13 protein-coding genes are annotated in these 15,139 nt (G+C 62.3%); 4 read left to right on the plus strand and 9 right to left on the minus strand.

What is annotated here, in order from left to right; genetic code table 11:
- Positions 1 to 64: 64 nt before the first annotated feature.
- The 9 genes from fis to ACIPQ1_RS24475 all read right to left on the minus strand — a co-directional run bounded on the left by fis (position 65) and on the right by ACIPQ1_RS24475 (position 10,413).
- On the minus strand, positions 65 to 385 hold the full coding sequence (gene fis / locus ACIPQ1_RS24435; RefSeq protein ID WP_003186237.1) for a DNA-binding transcriptional regulator Fis: 321 nt from the start codon (positions 383 to 385) through the stop codon (positions 65 to 67).
- Positions 382 to 1,389, minus strand: a complete 1,008-nt coding sequence (gene dusB, locus ACIPQ1_RS24440) for a tRNA dihydrouridine synthase DusB (RefSeq protein ID WP_053181619.1) — start codon at positions 1,387 to 1,389, stop codon at positions 382 to 384. Before dusB ends, fis begins: the two co-directional genes overlap by 4 nt.
- 185 nt (positions 1,390 to 1,574) lie before the next feature.
- Entirely contained in the window at positions 1,575 to 2,801 is a 1,227-nt protein-coding gene (locus ACIPQ1_RS24445; RefSeq protein ID WP_446534933.1) for a DUF3426 domain-containing protein, read from the minus strand.
- Positions 2,802 to 2,831: 30 nt separating this feature from the next.
- The gene (gene prmA / locus ACIPQ1_RS24450; RefSeq protein WP_411386395.1) at positions 2,832 to 3,710 is read right to left on the minus strand and encodes a 50S ribosomal protein L11 methyltransferase; all 879 of its coding nucleotides are present in this window, start codon (positions 3,708 to 3,710) and stop codon (positions 2,832 to 2,834) included.
- A 233-nt stretch (positions 3,711 to 3,943) separates the two neighbouring features.
- Positions 3,944 to 5,302 carry an acetyl-CoA carboxylase biotin carboxylase subunit gene (gene accC, locus ACIPQ1_RS24455; RefSeq protein ID WP_411386396.1) on the minus strand — a complete coding sequence of 453 codons (1,359 nt, stop codon included), beginning with the start codon at positions 5,300 to 5,302 and terminating at the stop codon, positions 3,944 to 3,946.
- A gap of 17 nt (positions 5,303 to 5,319) precedes the next feature.
- Entirely contained in the window at positions 5,320 to 5,784 is a 465-nt protein-coding gene (accB, locus tag ACIPQ1_RS24460; protein ID WP_053118072.1) for an acetyl-CoA carboxylase biotin carboxyl carrier protein, read from the minus strand.
- Between the two features lie 48 nt (positions 5,785 to 5,832).
- Positions 5,833 to 6,285, minus strand: a complete 453-nt coding sequence (gene aroQ, locus ACIPQ1_RS24465) for a type II 3-dehydroquinate dehydratase (RefSeq protein ID WP_058543870.1) — start codon at positions 6,283 to 6,285, stop codon at positions 5,833 to 5,835.
- A 458-nt stretch (positions 6,286 to 6,743) separates the two neighbouring features.
- On the minus strand, positions 6,744 to 8,690 hold the full coding sequence (locus ACIPQ1_RS24470; protein WP_446534934.1) for a methyl-accepting chemotaxis protein: 1,947 nt from the start codon (positions 8,688 to 8,690) through the stop codon (positions 6,744 to 6,746).
- 52 nt (positions 8,691 to 8,742) lie between these two features.
- Positions 8,743 to 10,413, minus strand: coding sequence for a GGDEF domain-containing response regulator (locus ACIPQ1_RS24475; RefSeq protein ID WP_411386398.1), 1,671 nt, complete (start codon positions 10,411 to 10,413; stop codon positions 8,743 to 8,745).
- A 284-nt stretch (positions 10,414 to 10,697) separates the two neighbouring features.
- On the opposite strand from ACIPQ1_RS24475, the gene ACIPQ1_RS24480 reads away from it, so the two are divergent.
- From ACIPQ1_RS24480 to speA, 4 genes are all read left to right on the plus strand, one after another.
- Positions 10,698 to 11,765 (plus strand): DUF2333 family protein, encoded by a 1,068-nt coding sequence (locus tag ACIPQ1_RS24480; RefSeq protein ID WP_186707897.1) that lies wholly within the window; start codon positions 10,698 to 10,700, stop codon positions 11,763 to 11,765.
- 3 nt (positions 11,766 to 11,768) lie between these two features.
- A complete protein-coding gene (locus tag ACIPQ1_RS24485) occupies positions 11,769 to 12,326 on the plus strand; it encodes an NUDIX hydrolase (protein ID WP_250964111.1) in 558 nt (185 codons plus the stop codon).
- 169 nt (positions 12,327 to 12,495) lie between these two features.
- Entirely contained in the window at positions 12,496 to 12,867 is a 372-nt protein-coding gene (locus tag ACIPQ1_RS24490) for a translation initiation factor Sui1 (RefSeq protein WP_053118082.1), read from the plus strand.
- Positions 12,868 to 13,078: 211 nt separating this feature from the next.
- Complete coding sequence (gene speA, locus ACIPQ1_RS24495; protein WP_186707901.1) at positions 13,079 to 14,992, plus strand: arginine decarboxylase; 1,914 nt, start codon at positions 13,079 to 13,081, stop codon at positions 14,990 to 14,992.
- Positions 14,993 to 15,139 lie beyond the last annotated feature (147 nt).

Genomic DNA, 15,139 nt, shown 5'->3' on the forward strand with positions numbered 1-15,139 from the left:
AAGGGAAGTCAGCAAAAAAGGCGACCGTTTTTGATGCGGGCGCCTTTCTGGTTCGATTGAATGCTTACAGCAGGTCGTACTGCTTGAGTTTCTTTCGCAGGGTGCCGCGGTTCAGGCCCAGCAGCTCACTGGCTTTGGTCTGGTTGCCCTTGACGTAGTTCATCACGCTTTCGAGCAGAGGCGCCTCGACTTCGGAAAGCACCAGGTTGTACACATCCGTGACGGCAGCGCCTTCAAGGTGGGCGAAATAATTGTGCAGCGCCTTCTCGACACTCCCGCGAAGGGTCTGGCCTTCTTCGCTGGGCGTATTGAGGTGCTGTTTCAAATTCACGTTGTCGCTCACGGGTGTTGTTCCACTCACTAAAGTCTCGGTCATCATCGTCATGCGGCCACCCCTTCGTCCCCTGTCAGGCTCTTGTAACGCTCAGCGAAGAACGCCTGAACGTCGGCGCATTGTGCTTGCGTACCATCCAAACGATTGAAACGGGCGCGAAACTCCCTGGCGCCCGGCAGGGTTGCGAGATACCAGCCCACATGCTTGCGAGCGATGCGTACGCCCATGACTTCTCCGTAGAAGGCATGTAGCGCGGCCAGATGCTCTAGCAGAATACGTTCCACTTCGGACAACTGCGGCGCAGCGAGCTTTTCGCCGGTGCGCAGGTAATGTTCGATCTCACGAAAAATCCATGGCCGCCCCTGGGCGGCCCGGCCGATCAACAGCCCATCGGCACCGGTCGCGTCCAGCACGTACCGGGCCTTCTCCGGCGAATCGATGTCGCCGTTGGCAAACACCGGAATCGACACCGCCTGCTTGATCGCGGCAATGGTGTCGTACTCGGCCTCGCCGGTGTACAGGTCGGCACGGGTGCGGCCATGCACCGCCAGCGCCGTGATACCCGCCTGTTCGGCGATCTTCGCCACCACCAGGCCATTCTTGTTTTCCCGGTCCCACCCGGTGCGGATCTTCAGGGTCACCGGCACATCGACTGCGGCGACGACTGCCTGCAGGATCTCGGTGACCAGCGCTTCATCCTTCAACAGCGCCGAGCCGGCGGCCTTGTTGCAGACCTTCTTCGCCGGGCAGCCCATGTTGATGTCGATGATCTGCGCCCCCAGCTCGACGTTCGCCCGGGCCGCCTCCGCCAGCATCTGTGCGTCGCCACCGGCGATCTGTACCGAGCGGGGCTCGGGATCGCCTTCGTGGATCATGCGCAGACGCGATTTGCGGGTGTTCCACAAACTCATGTCGCTGGTGACCATTTCCGAAACCACCAGGCCTGCGCCCAATCGTTTGCACAACTGACGAAAGGGCTGGTCGGTGACGCCCGCCATGGGGGCGAGAACCAGGCCGTTCTGCAATGTATATGGGCCGATGCGTACCGCCGACATAGGACTTCCCTGAAGTGGGGCCGGATCATGAGACTTCGAAAAAGGGTTGGCATGATACCCGCTCTCGATGACTGGTTAAAGATCGAATTGGATAAAATCTGAACAGCTAATTTGTTATCGCCAGCGGTTTGGTCTGGGCGGGGTCAGTCAGAAAGCTGCCGTCAATTGGCCGACCCTGGCCGGTTTCATTCGGGGGAATGGAAGCTCAGACTGTAGTTCACCGCCTTGGGGCCCGGATCCAGGATATCCAGTGCGATGTGGATGGGCGTCTGCGGCGGCATTTCGCCGCGGCCCTCGAGGTCGCCGCCCAGGTACTCCCCGGGCTTGAAGCGACGGCTGGCGATCAGGTGCCCGTTGAGGTCGGCAAAGCGCAGTTCCAGCAACGGAAAAGGTTGGGAGAAGGGCGCACGGTTGTAGATGATCGCGTCCACTATCAGGGCGCCGCTGAATTCCGGATGGCTGCGCACCACCAGGTTGCTGCTCTTGATCTTGGCGATGTCGACCTTGGACGGTACGTCGCAGCCGATGGTCGGGCAGATTTGCAGGAACCACGGCCGGTACTGGTCTTGGCGGGCCAGTTCTTCGAAATGGTAGGCAATGTACTGGCCACCCAGGGCTGCGGCGGCGAGCAGGATCAGCAGAATCCACAACAGGCGTCGGCCCCAGGGCGAACGACGTTTGCGCCAATCCAGTTGCAGCGGGTCGTCGTCCAGGTCGTGGAGGGCTTCGGCGCGTATGCCCGGCTCCTGGCGCTCCCGTGACTTGCGCAGTGGCAGCGGTGGCTCGGGTTCGTCGTCGTGGTCGTCGGTAGCGGACAGGCGCTCAAGGCGTTCTTCGGGCTCGTCGTCCGGTGCGAGGCGGAGTGGGGCGACTGGTTCGTCGTCCGGTTCCAGTGGTTCGAGGGCCAGGGACAGGGACGGTTCGGTACGCGGCGGCCGCACCGGTTCGTGGGGTTCGAACGGTTCGAAGGGCGTATCGAGGACGGTTTCGACGGGTTCGTCCGAGGTTTCGCTGTACAGGCTGTCGGGCCAGGCTTGTTGTTCGCCGGAAAGCGAATCGCGTTGCGCGCTCAGGTTGTCTTCCCGACGCCGACCGGCACTGCCTGGGGCGCGATTGTCACGTCGCTCCAGGCGCGCCAGTTCCTTGTCCAGGTCATCCAGGTCCAGCTCGGCGGCGCTCCATTGTTTCTGGCTGATAGCCCGGGGTGGGGCTTCGGCGGCAGGCTTGGCGGGCGGCGCGACGGCGGGCGCGACTGGCTTGCCCGTGCGTTGTTCCAGCAGCTGTCGTGCGGCATTGAACACTTGCAGGCACGAGCCGCAACGAACCACCCCGCGGGCCACGCTCAATTGAGCATGGCTGACGCGAAAACGGGTGTGGCAATGCGGGCACTGGGTGACGAAGCTGTCAGTCATGCGGCAATCCGGTGGATACAGGCGCTCATTCTAGCGCCGACGTCCGGTGATGCGCACCCAGCCATCGCGATTGGCGATCGGGTCCAGGTCAAAGTCCGCGGCATAAGCGGCGGCGACTTCTTCGCCCTGTTCGGCGAGGATGCCCGACAGCGCCAGGCGCCCACCCGGCTTGACCAGGCTCGACAGTTGCGGCGCCAGGGAAACCAGCGGGCCGGCGAGGATATTGGCCACCAGCACGTCGGCCTGGACCTGTGGCAAGTCCTGCGGCAAGTACAGCGGGAACAGGGCTTCGGCGATGTTGTTGCGACCGGCGTTGTCGCGGGAGGCTTCCAGGGCCTGGACGTCGATGTCGGTGCCGACCGCTTCCTTGGCGCCCAGCAGGAGCGAGGCAATCGCCAGGATCCCTGAGCCACAGCCGAAGTCGAGTACGTTGCAACCCTTCAGATCCTGGCCGTCGAGCCATTCCAGGCACAGCGCGGTGGTCGGGTGGGTGCCGGTGCCGAACGCCAGGCCCGGGTCCAGCAACAGGTTGACCGCCTCGGGCTCCGGCGCGGCATGCCAGCTCGGGACGATCCACAGGCGCTGGCCGAAACGCATCGGCTGGAAATTGTCCATCCAGCTGCGTTCCCAGTCCTGGTCCTCGATCACTTCGCTGTGATGCTCGGGCAGCGGGCCGCCGGTCAGCAGTTCCAGATGGGCAAGCACACTGGCCGCCTCGGTGCCGCCTTCGAACAGGGCCAGCAGGTGGGTGTGGGACCACAGCGGCGTGGTGTTGAGCTCCGGCTCGAAGATCGGCTGGTCTTCGGCGTCCATGAAGGTTACCGATACCGCGCCTACTTCAAGAAACGCGTCTTCATAGGTTTCGGCTTGTTCCGGGCTGATGGCCAGGCGTACTTGCAGCCAAGGCATGGCGGGCACCTTTGAAAAATGATGATTGCAGCCTAGCGGCCAGCGAAGCGCGCAAGTTTACGCGAGCGCAAAGCTTTTGTGGGAGCGAGCTTGCTCGCGAAAGCGGGCTGTCAGTCACATTGTTGTCCGCGGCTACCTCGCATTCGCGAGCAAGCGCGCTCCCACAGGGTTTGCGAAACCTGCAGGTACGACAAAGCCGCCCGAAGGCGGCTTTGTCTGGTGCGGGCTGAAGCTTAGTGCTTTTCGCCTGCCAGCTTGTGCTCGAGGTAGTGAATGTTCACGCCCCCTTTGCAGAAGCCTTCATCACGAACCAGATCACGGTGCAGCGGGATGTTGGTCTTGATCCCGTCCACCACGATTTCGTCCAGCGCATTGCGCATGCGCGCCATGGCTTCGTCACGGGTCGCCCCGTAAGTGATCAGCTTGCCGATCAGCGAATCGTAGTTCGGCGGAACGGCATAACCGCTGTACAGGTGCGAATCGACGCGAACGCCGTTGCCGCCCGGGGCATGGAAATGCTTGACCGTGCCAGGGCTTGGCATGAAGGTCTTCGGGTCTTCGGCGTTGATCCGGCATTCCAGCGCGTGACCGCGGATGACCACGTCATCCTGGGTGAACGACAGCTTGTTGCCGGCGGCGATGCTGAGCATCTCCTTGACGATGTCGATACCGGTGACCATTTCCGAAACCGGGTGCTCCACCTGAACACGGGTGTTCATTTCGATGAAGTAGAAACGACCGTTTTCGTAGAGGAACTCGAAGGTACCGGCGCCGCGATAGCCGATGTCGATACAGGCCTTGACGCAACGTGCCAGGACTTCCTGGCGAGCCTGCTCGTCGATGCCTGGAGCCGGCGCTTCTTCGAGGACCTTCTGGTGACGACGTTGCAGCGAGCAATCGCGGTCGCCCAGATGGATGGCTTGGCCCTGGCCGTCGGACAGTACCTGGACTTCGACGTGACGTGGGTTGGTCAGGAACTTTTCCAGGTAGACCATCGGGTTGCCGAACGCCGCGCCAGCTTCGGAGCGGGTCAGTTTCGCCGAGGAAATCAGGTCTTCTTCCTTGTGTACCACGCGCATGCCGCGACCACCGCCGCCGCCAGCGGCCTTGATGATCACCGGATAACCCACTTCGCGACCGATGCGCAAAGCGGTTTCTTCGTCTTCAGGCAGCGGGCCGTCGGAACCCGGAACGGTCGGCACGCCGGCGGCAATCATGGCGTGCTTGGCCGACACCTTGTCGCCCATCAGGCGGATGGTGTCGGCTTTCGGACCGATGAAGGCAAAACCGGAGTTTTCCACCTGTTCGGCGAAGTCGGCGTTTTCCGCCAGGAAACCGTAGCCCGGGTGAATGGCGGTGGCGCCGGTCACTTCGGCAGCGGCGATGATCGCCGGGATGTGCAGGTAGGAGTGCGCAGCCGACGCCGGACCGATGCAGACGGATTCGTCCGCCAGGCCCAGGTGCATCAGTTCTTTGTCGGCCTTGGAGTAAACGGCGACGGTCTTGATGCCCATCTCTTTGCAGGCACGCAGAATCCGCAGGGCGATCTCACCGCGGTTAGCGATCAGGACTTTTTCCAACTTCGCAGTCATCAAAGGCTCCCCGCGGTTCAAACGATGGTGAACAGCGGTTGGTCGTACTCAACCGGCTGGCCGTCTTCGACGAGGATGGATTCGATCACACCGCTGGTTTCAGCTTCGATGTGGTTCATCATCTTCATGGCTTCGACGATGCACAGGGTGTCGCCTTTCTTCACGGTCTGGCCGACTTCAACGAAGGACGGCGAGGATGGCGAAGACTTGCGATAGAACGTGCCCACCATTGGCGAACGGGCAACAGTGCCGTTCAGCGTTGGTGCCGCCGGTGCGGCGGGTGCTGCGGCGGCAACCGGGGCTGCTGCTGGAGCAGGCGCGGCGGCCGGAGCCTGCATCGGGGCTGGTGCATAGAACTGCTGGGCCGGGGTCTTGCTGTGACGGCTGATGCGTACGGACTCTTCGCCTTCCTTGATCTCAAGCTCGTCGATGCCGGACTCTTCCAGCAATTCGATCAATTTCTTAACTTTACGGATATCCATGAATCATCAACTCCCAAGGGTCGGTCAGGGGCGTTTAACGCTTGTTGTTCAAGCTGTCGCCTGTCTTTCAAGCTGCTCTAGGGCGGCCTCCAGGGCCAGTCGGTAACCGCTGGCGCCAAGGCCGCAGATCACTCCCACTGCTACATCGGAGAAGTAGGAGTGATGGCGGAAAGGTTCGCGTTTGTGCACGTTGGACAAATGCACTTCGATGAATGGGATGCTCACCGCCAGCAGCGCGTCACGTAATGCGACGCTTGTGTGTGTAAAAGCTGCTGGATTGATCAAAATGAAGTCCACGCCTTCGCCACGCGCGGCATGGATACGGTCGATCAATTCATATTCGGCGTTGCTTTGCAGATAGAGCAAATGATGGCCGGCGTTGCGGGCCCGCTGTTCCAGGTCCTGGTTGATCTGGGCCAGGGTCACGGCGCCGTAGACGCCCGGTTCACGGGTGCCCAGCAGGTTCAGGTTGGGTCCGTGCAGGACCAATAGGGTCGCCATCTGCTGTTCCTTGTTATCTGTGAGCAGGTATCAGAACCCGGCGACTATGCCGCAAAGCCTTAATGACTGTCCAGTTCTCGGCAATAGCCAGCACGATGACCGATGTTTGCGCGAAATTTATGACCCAGGCCCGTGATCCGGTCATACGGTTGGAAACCGAACCCCTGTGGGAGCGAGCTTGCTCGCGATGACGGCAGCATATCCAGCATCGATGCCAGCAGACCCACCGCTATCGCGAGCAAGCTCGCTCCCACAGGCGATGGCGGTTGACGGTGAGTGTTCACTTTCTCTCGGAATCGACCCGGTGGCGAGGGAGCTTGCTCCCGCTGGGCTGCGCAGCAGCCCCAAGACCATTCAACACGGTGTATCGGAAAAAACCAGTAGGCAGGTTCTACGACTGCTGCGCAGCCGAGCGGGAGCAAGCTCCCTCGCCACGGTGATTCATAGGGTGCTTGGTGCTAAACCCGAAACGCCTGCACTGCGGTGTGCAATTGCCCGCCCAGCACCAAGAGATGGTCGCCTTGCTCCCGGCCCTGGCCGATGCGCAGCAGGTTGTCCCCGCCCAGTTGGTGGATCCGCTCGCTGTGGTCGCGGATTTCGCTGACGGCGCCGCTTTGTTGGGCGGTGACGTCGGCGATGCGGACCGCCGTATCGGCGATGGTCTGGATGGCGCCGACGATTTCATCCAGTGCACCGTCGGCCGCTTGCGCCTGGCTGGCGGTGGCTTCGGCGTGTTCGACCTGGGCGCGCATGCCGTCCACCGATTGGCGCGCGGCCAGTTGCAGGCGGGCGATCAAGGTCTGGATTTCGGCGGTGGCGCCGGCCGTGCGTTGGGCCAGGGAGCGGACTTCCTCGGCCACCACCGCAAAGCCCCGGCCCATTTCCCCGGCACGGGCTGCTTCGATGGCGGCGTTGAGGGCCAGCAGGTTGGTCTGGTCGGCAATCGAGCGAATCACCGTCAGCACGCCACCGATGGTGGCCGATTCCTCGGCCAGTTGTTCGATCATCTGCGCGTTGCCTTGCACTTCCCCCACCAGCGCATGCAGGCCCGTGAGGCTCAGGCCGATGACTTTCTGCCCTTGCTCCACCGCTTGCCCGGCGCTACGGCTGGCGTCTGCGGCCTGGCTGGCGTCGCCGGCGACTTGCTGGATCGTCGCTTCCAGTTCGCTGAGGGAATCACGGATCAGCGCCGTGTCGCCGGCCTGGTGCTCGGCCCCGCTGTGCAGTTCGCCGCTCAGCTCGGCCAGGGCCCGGCTGCTGCCCGCGACCTGTTCGGCGTTCACCCGAATGGTGCCCACCAGGTCCACCAGATAAGCGCGCAGGCGATTGAGCGAAGCCTCGATGTCTTGCATTTCGCGGTTGCTGGCGCCCACGTGGATGCTCCGGCTGAAGTCCCCTTCGGCCCAGGTCGACAGGGCCGGAGCCAGATGCGTCAAGGTGCGGGCCAGGCGTCGCTGCAACGTGTCGATCAACAGTGCGATCAGCAGGATCAGGCCGATCATCACCCCCTGAATCAAGCGTACCTCTCCCTGGATCTGTCCATGCTGGGCCCGTACCGCCGGCTCCAGGGTATCGATCGCCGTTTGCACGTCGGCGATTTTCAGGTGCGTGGCGCTGCTTAGTTCGGTGCGTTTCTGGATCAATTCACGGGTGCGGGTCAATTCCGCCGGATAACGGCCGAGCAGGCTGTTGAGTTCGCGCTTGAGGGCGATGCCAGCGTCTTCGGCGGCGGCTTTTTCCTGGGTCTCCAGGCCCATCAGCGCGGCGAAATCATCGCTGCCCGAATCGCTGCTGGCGGTGACACCCAGCAGCGGCAGGCGGTCGAGGCGTTCGGCCTCGACACGGATGCTCGCCAGTTCTCGTTCGACATCGGCGGCCAGTTCGCTGCGGCCGCTGCTGACCAGTTTGTCCCGCGTGAGGGACAACCGGCCCAGGTGCTGCGACGCGGCGAACAAGGGAGGCAAGTAGGCTGGGGCGCCGTTGGCGTATTGGGCCAGTTGATCGAGGCTGGCGCTCAGTTCGCGCTCGGCCTGCAGCAGCAACGCCTGGGGATCGCCGGCCAGTTTGCCGGCGGCCAGCAGATCGGTCTTGCTGAAGCTATCGAGGTTCGACAGGCTCGGACGCAGGGTCTTGGCCAGCTCCGGGGGGAACTGGTCGAGGTCGTTTTGCAGGGTTTCCAAGGCCTGGGTGGCCGCGCTCAGGCGCAAGGCATCGCCGCTGGCCAGGTAGTCCTCGATGTTGCGCGCCACTTCGCCCTGGAACTGCCGCGACAGGCCCAGATAACGCTCCATCAGCAAGTAGGGCCGTTCCAGGGCGATCTGAGACCACCATAGGGTGGCCCCGAGGCCCAGGCACACGGCAACTAAAAGAAGGGTGTTGAGATTGGTCAGCAGCTTCAGGCGCATCAAGGGTCTACCGGGGGCAGAATCGTAAGTGCCTGAATTTATTGCGCTTGAGTTACAGGTTTATGACCGAATCGGTCGATTCCGATGAAAAAGTGGCACTTTGCTTTGATTGACGGGCGCTCTGTACCCGGTTGCGTCCGGCGTGCTTGGCGCGATACAGCGCTTCGTCCGCCTGGCTGGCCATCATCAGGCTGTCGGAATCATCGCTCATCTCCACCACGCCAGCGCTGAAGGTGCACCACAAATCATGGGGCTGGGCCGGGTAATGGATTTCGGCAAAGCGCTGGCGAATCTCATCCAACACCTTGCAGGCAGCGTCGATGTCGGTGTCGGGCATGACAATGGCGAACTCTTCGCCGCCGTAACGGCCGATGAAGTCGGTCTTGCGCAGGCGTTGCTTGAGAAACAGCGCCAGGCTCTTGATCACCCGGTCGCCCATAGGGTGGCCGTGGCTGTCATTGACCCGTTTGAAATGGTCGATATCGAGCATGGCGAAGCTCAGGGGCTTGCCTTCGCGACGGGCGCGGAAGCTGCAATCTTCGAGCAGTTGCAGGATGTGGGTGTGGTTGTACAGGCCGGTGAGGCTGTCGCGCACCATCCGCGCCTTGAGGTTGCGCGCCCGGGCCGCACGGTTGCGTACGGTGGTGATCAGGTGCCGAGGCTTGATCGGCTTGGTCAGGAAGTCGTCGCCACCTTCGCTCATGGCGTCGAGCTGCTTGTCCAGGTCGTCTTCGGCGGACAGGTAGATGATCGGCACGCTGACGTAGCGGTCATTGTGGCGGATCACCTTGGCCAGTTCCGTGCCGGTGCAGGCGGGCATGTACATATCGAGGATGATCAGGTCGGGCTGGAAATCCGCCAGCTCGGCCATGGCCTGGATCGGTTCGATCAGCGTGCGGGTGATGATGCCGGCGCTGTTGAGCAGGCGCTCGGTGTGCAAGGCCTGGGCACGGGAGTCATCGATGATCAGCACCTTGTAGGGATCGTATTGGGCGACGCAGGTCAGCACCTCGATCTTTTCCAGCAGGCTCGAGGCTTCGAGGGTGCCGGTGAGGAATTCCTGCCCGCCGGCGCGTACCGCGGCCAGGCGTGTCGGCGTGTCGGTTTCCAACAAACTGAAGAACAACAGCGGCAACGGTTGTTCCAGGCCTTCCTGGGCTTCGGCGGCCAGTTTCAAGCCAGTGCCGGGGCCGCTGAAGTCCACATCCATGACAATTGCCGCCGGCAGGCGCTCGACCATCGAGGCCCGGAACGCCGCGACACTGTCCAGCGCTTGGGCGCTGAGGCCGAAGAATTCCAATTGCTTGGCCAGGCGCTCGGCGCGGTCATGGTCCTGCAGCATCACGTAGACGGGTTTGCGCAGCGGTGGCAGGAAGGTTTGTTCGAGCTGGTCGCCGTGGCGCAGGCCGGTGCGCGACAAACGCTGCATCAGGCGGTTGATTTCGGTGATCAGGTGGCTGCTCAGGCGCCCGCGATTGGCATCCACCGCTTGCAGCGATTGGCTGATGCCTTGGGCCAGTTGGGAGTGCTCGGGCTGTTCGAAGCGCTCGGCAAAGCGCAGCAGGCGCAGATTGGCTTCGCTGAGTTCCGAGAGGTCGGTGCTTGACCATTCGCTGCGTTGCAGGCGCTGCCAAATCTCCAGGATCTGACGAGCCTGATGAATTACCCGCTGGGCAAAGTGGTGCTTGAGGCGCTCACGGCTGGGGTCTTCTGGCTCGGTCATATCCTGACTACTAGTTAGGGTGCATGCTGAGATCGACTGGTGGCTCTATGCTAGCACCTCTTTTCCCTCGCATGAGTGTCGTACGTCAATATTCTGTCCAGTCGCGAAATTCAGTTTGTGACTGGACAGTCTCGTAGGCCGATGGCAACGCTTCCTTTATAGTGCTGTTCGATTGCCCTGTCGCGCCCGGCATGATTGGCGCCGCATTATCGCGTTTCAAATCAGGCACGATGGCGTAGGGTTGTGGTCGAACCGAGAACTCAAGTGATTGAAGGAACATCGCCATGCTGGACTGGAAAAACCGCGCGGGCAGCGCGCCTGAACGCGCCGCCGAGCCGAAATCGGCCACCCGCAGCTACCTGGGTGGGCTTTTTTTCAGCCGCGCACTGGCCACGCTGATCGCCCTCTACCTGCTGGTCACCATTGCCGTCGGCTGGTACTGGAGCCAGGAGCCCGCGTTGTTTCCCGTGCAGCAGAACGCCCAGGCCGCGGCCGAGAAGGACGGCCGGCAGATGGTGGTGGGCTACACCACGGTCGAGACCCTCAAGACCGTGGCCGGGACCTTGCTGACCAAGCAGGGAGGCTACATCTCCAACGACCGCTTCCCGCCGGGCCTGTGGATGGACAACATGCCGAGCTGGGAATACGGCGTGCTGGTGCAGGTCCGCGACCTGAGCCGTGCCCTGCGCAAGGACTTCGCCCGCTCCCAGTCCCAGTCCGCCGAGGACGCCGACCTGGCCAAGGCCGAGCCGCGCTTCAACTTCGACAACCGCAGCTGGGTGCTGCCCTCCAGCGAATCCGAATACCAGGAAGGCATCAACTCCCTGAGCCGCTATCAGGCGCGGCTGTCTGACCCGAACCAGAAAAGCGCGCTGTTCTACGCGCGCGCCGACAACTTGAATAACTGGCTGGGCGACGTCGGCACGCGCCTGGGTTCGTTGTCCCAGCGCCTGTCTGCCAGCGTTGGCCGGGTCAAGCTCAACACCTCGCTGAAAACCGAAGTCCCGGCCCCGGGCCAGGTGCCGCAGGTGGACGAAGAGGTGGTCGAGACCCCATGGCTGCAGATCGACAACGTGTTCTATGAAGCCCGCGGCCAGGCCTGGGCGCTGTCGCACCTGCTGCGTGCCATCGAAGTGGACTTCGCCGATGTGCTGGCGAAAAAGAACGCCACGGTCAGCGTGCGGCAGATCATCCGTGAACTGGAGGCGTCCCAGGAACCGGTCTGGAGCCCGATGATCCTCAACGGCAGTGGCTTCGGTGTGTTGGCGAACCACTCGCTGGTCATGGCCAACTACATTTCCCGGGCCAACGCAGCGGTCATCGACTTGCGGCAACTGCTGAACCAGGGTTGATCCATGAGCGAAAGCCCCCGGGAGGTCGCTCACCGAGTGGCCTCGGATGCCGAGTTGATCGCGTGGGTCGACGAGCACGACAACCTGCTCGGCAGCCTGGTGCGTTCAGAGTTGCGCGAACGCGGCCTGATCGGACGTGGCACCTACATCATGCTCTTCAACTCGGCCGGTGAACTGTGTGTTCACCGGCGCACCCTGAGCAAGGCCATCTACCCGGGGTTCTGGGACGTGGCGGCGGGCGGCATGGTCCAGGCCGACGAGACCTACGCCGAATCGGCCGCCCGTGAGCTGGCGGAGGAACTGGGCGTGAGCGGCGTGGAACTGACTGCCCATGATCATTTTTATTTCGAAGATCCCGGCAGTCGCCTGTGGTGCTCGGCGTTCTCGGCGGTGTGGGACGGCCCGTTGGTCCTGCAACCCGAAGAAGTCCTCGAAGCGCGTTTCCTGCCCCTCGAACAGGTGCTCGACGAAATCCAGCGCATGCCTTACTGCCCGGACTCCCTGGCGGCACTTGAGCGCTATTTGCGCGTCCACGGTGGCAGCGTCGCAAAGAAGCTATAAATTGGCGTTGATTGGCCCTTAGCAAGTCGGCTTTTTGCCGTTACACTGCGCGACTTTTCAAGCTGAACCGTGTCTGCGGTCCAGTAGCGCTGCCCCTGCCTGAGTGGGGTTTCGCGGTCGAGGCACATTCTCCCCTCGACCAGTCTTTGTCCTCCCAAGAGGATTGCCGGTGGCCAAAAAAGCCGCATCCTTCGCCGCCCTGGGCGGCCTGGTATTTTCTACCGACGCCGGTCGTCATTGCCCTGATTGCCGTCAGCCGGTGGATGCCTGCATCTGCAAACAGACCGCCATCCCCGCCGGTGACGGCATTGCCCGTGTGCGCCGGGAAAGCAAAGGGCGCGGCGGCAAGACGGTGACCACGATCACTGGTGTGCCGTTGGCCGAAGACGCGCTCAAGGAACTGGCCACCACGTTGAAGAAACGTTGTGGCACCGGTGGTGCGTTGAAAGACGGCATCATTGAGATCCAGGGCGATCACGTCGAGCTGCTGCTGGCGGAACTGCTCAAGCACGGCTTCAAGGCAAAGAAATCCGGCGGCTAGCAGCTTCTGTGAAAACCACCCTCGGCTTGACCCGGACCCGCCGTCCGAGGTCGCCCGCATGGTTTTCACAGAACCTGTTCTGAACGGGTTTCTAAACTCATCGCTGGGAGCAGGGTCTACCTTGCTAACAGGCAATTCGTCATTTTCACTCTCTAGACTGCCCCAGCCTCCGACCGGATGGTGCATTTTGACTTCTTTATAGGGGACTTCGATGTCCGTACGACGCACACGCAAAGACGATGGCAGCCAATGGACAGTTGCGGACAGCCGCAGTGTTTACGGGATTCGCCATTGGGGGGCCGGGTATTTCGCGATCAATGAAGCCGGTCGCGTCGAAGTCCGTCCGAACGGTCCAGGCAGTTCGCCCATCGACCTGTTCGAGCAAGTCGACCAGTTGCGCCAGAGTGGCCTCTCGCTGCCGTTGCTGGTGCGCTTCCCCGACATCCTGCAAGACCGCGTGCGCCAGCTCACCGGCGCGTTCGACAGCAACATCGCGCGCCTGGAATACCAGAGCAAGTACACCGCACTCTACCCGATCAAGGTCAACCAGCAGGAAGCGGTGATCGAAAACATCATTGCCACCCAGAACGTCTCCATCGGTCTGGAAGCCGGTTCCAAGCCGGAGCTGCTGGCGGTGCTGGCCCTCGCACCGAAGGGCGGGACCATCGTCTGCAACGGCTACAAGGACCGCGAATTCATCCGCCTGGCGCTGATGGGCCAGAAGCTTGGCCACAACGTCTTCATCGTCATCGAGAAAGAGTCTGAAGTCGGCCTGGTGATCGAAGAGGCCGCAGTGCTCAAGGTCAAGCCACAGGTCGGCCTGCGGGTGCGGCTGTCGTCCCTGGCGTCGAGCAAGTGGGCCGATACCGGTGGCGAGAAGTCCAAGTTCGGCTTGTCGGCCGCGCAACTGCTGTCGGTGGTCGAGCGTTTCCGCGCGGCTGGCCTGGACCAGGGCATCCGTCTGCTGCACTTCCACATGGGTTCGCAGATCGCCAACCTGGCGGACTACCAGCATGGCTTCAAGGAAGCGATCCGTTACTACGGTGAGCTGCGCAACCTCGGCCTGCCGGTGGATCACATCGACGTCGGCGGCGGCCTCGGCGTGGACTACGACGGCACGCACTCGCGCAATGCCAGTTCGATCAACTACGACATGGACGATTACGCCGGTGTCGTGGTTGGCATGCTCAAGGAATTCTGCGACGCCCAGGGCCTGCCGCACCCGCACATCTTCTCGGAAAGCGGCCGCTCGCTGACTGCTCACCACGCGATGCTGGTGGTGCAGGTGACCGACGTCGAAAAACACAACGACGACGTGCCGGCGATCGACAACAAGCAGGAACTGCCGGAAACCGTGCAATGGCTGGTTGACCTGCTGGGCCCGACCGATATCGAGATGGTCACCGAGACCTACTGGCGTGCCACGCACTACATGAGCGACGTGGCGGCGCAATATGCCGACGGCAAGCTGACCCTGGCGGAAAAAGCCTTGGCCGAGCAGTGCTACTTTGCCGTGTGCCGTCGCCTGCACAACTCGTTGAAGGCCCGCCAGCGCTCGCACCGCCAGGTGCTGGACGAACTCAACGACAAGCTGGCCGACAAGTACATCTGCAACTTCTCGGTATTCCAGAGCCTGCCGGACACCTGGGCCATCGGCCAAGTGCTGCCGATCCTGCCGCTGCATCGCCTGGACGAAGAGCCGCTGCGCCGCGCCGTGCTGCAAGACCTGACCTGCGACTCCGACGGCAAGATCAAGCAGTACGTCGATGAGCAGAGCATCGAGACCAGCCTGCCGGTGCACGCCCTCAATCCCGGTGAAGACTACTTGCTGGGCATCTTCCTGGTGGGCGCCTACCAGGAAATTCTCGGCGACATGCACAACCTGTTCGGTGATACCGACTCGGTGAACATCTACCAGAACGCCGACGGCAGCGTGTACCACGCAGGCATCGAAACCCACGACACCATCGAAGACATGCTGCGCTACGTGCACTTGTCGCCAGAGGAGTTGATGACGCACTACCGCGACAAATGCGCCAGCGCCCGCATCAGCGCCGCCGAGCGCACCCAGTTCCTCGATGCGCTGCGTTTGGGGCTGACGCGTTCGTCGTATCTGTCGTCCTGATAGAAGATAGCCCAACAGCCGCTCCCTCAAGGTTGGCGCGATTCACTGTGGCGAGGGAGCTTGCTCCCGCTGGGCTGCGCAGCAGACCCATTCGTTGTGGCTGCTTCGCACCCAAGCGGGAGCAAGCTCCCTCGCCACAGGATTGCA

Source organism: Pseudomonas sp. LARHCG127 (assembly GCF_052871455.1).

Bases quoted from the DNA above. Each gene is read 5' to 3' on its own strand.
- dusB (WP_053181619.1), bottom strand. From the start codon at position 1,389: ATGTCGGCGGTACGCATCGGCCCATATACATTGCAGAACGGCCTGGTT.
- speA (WP_186707901.1), top strand. From the start codon at position 13,079: ATGTCCGTACGACGCACACGCAAAGACGATGGCAGCCAATGGACAGTT.
- prmA (WP_411386395.1), bottom strand. From the start codon at position 3,710: ATGCCTTGGCTGCAAGTACGCCTGGCCATCAGCCCGGAACAAGCCGAA.
- ACIPQ1_RS24480 (WP_186707897.1), top strand. From the start codon at position 10,698: ATGCTGGACTGGAAAAACCGCGCGGGCAGCGCGCCTGAACGCGCCGCC.
- ACIPQ1_RS24470 (WP_446534934.1), bottom strand. From the start codon at position 8,690: ATGCGCCTGAAGCTGCTGACCAATCTCAACACCCTTCTTTTAGTTGCC.
- aroQ (WP_058543870.1), bottom strand. From the start codon at position 6,285: ATGGCGACCCTATTGGTCCTGCACGGACCCAACCTGAACCTGCTGGGC.
- accB (WP_053118072.1), bottom strand. From the start codon at position 5,784: ATGGATATCCGTAAAGTTAAGAAATTGATCGAATTGCTGGAAGAGTCC.
- ACIPQ1_RS24475 (WP_411386398.1), bottom strand. From the start codon at position 10,413: ATGACCGAGCCAGAAGACCCCAGCCGTGAGCGCCTCAAGCACCACTTT.
- ACIPQ1_RS24445 (WP_446534933.1), bottom strand. From the start codon at position 2,801: ATGACTGACAGCTTCGTCACCCAGTGCCCGCATTGCCACACCCGTTTT.
- fis (WP_003186237.1), bottom strand. From the start codon at position 385: ATGACGATGATGACCGAGACTTTAGTGAGTGGAACAACACCCGTGAGC.
- ACIPQ1_RS24485 (WP_250964111.1), top strand. From the start codon at position 11,769: ATGAGCGAAAGCCCCCGGGAGGTCGCTCACCGAGTGGCCTCGGATGCC.
- accC (WP_411386396.1), bottom strand. From the start codon at position 5,302: ATGACTGCGAAGTTGGAAAAAGTCCTGATCGCTAACCGCGGTGAGATC.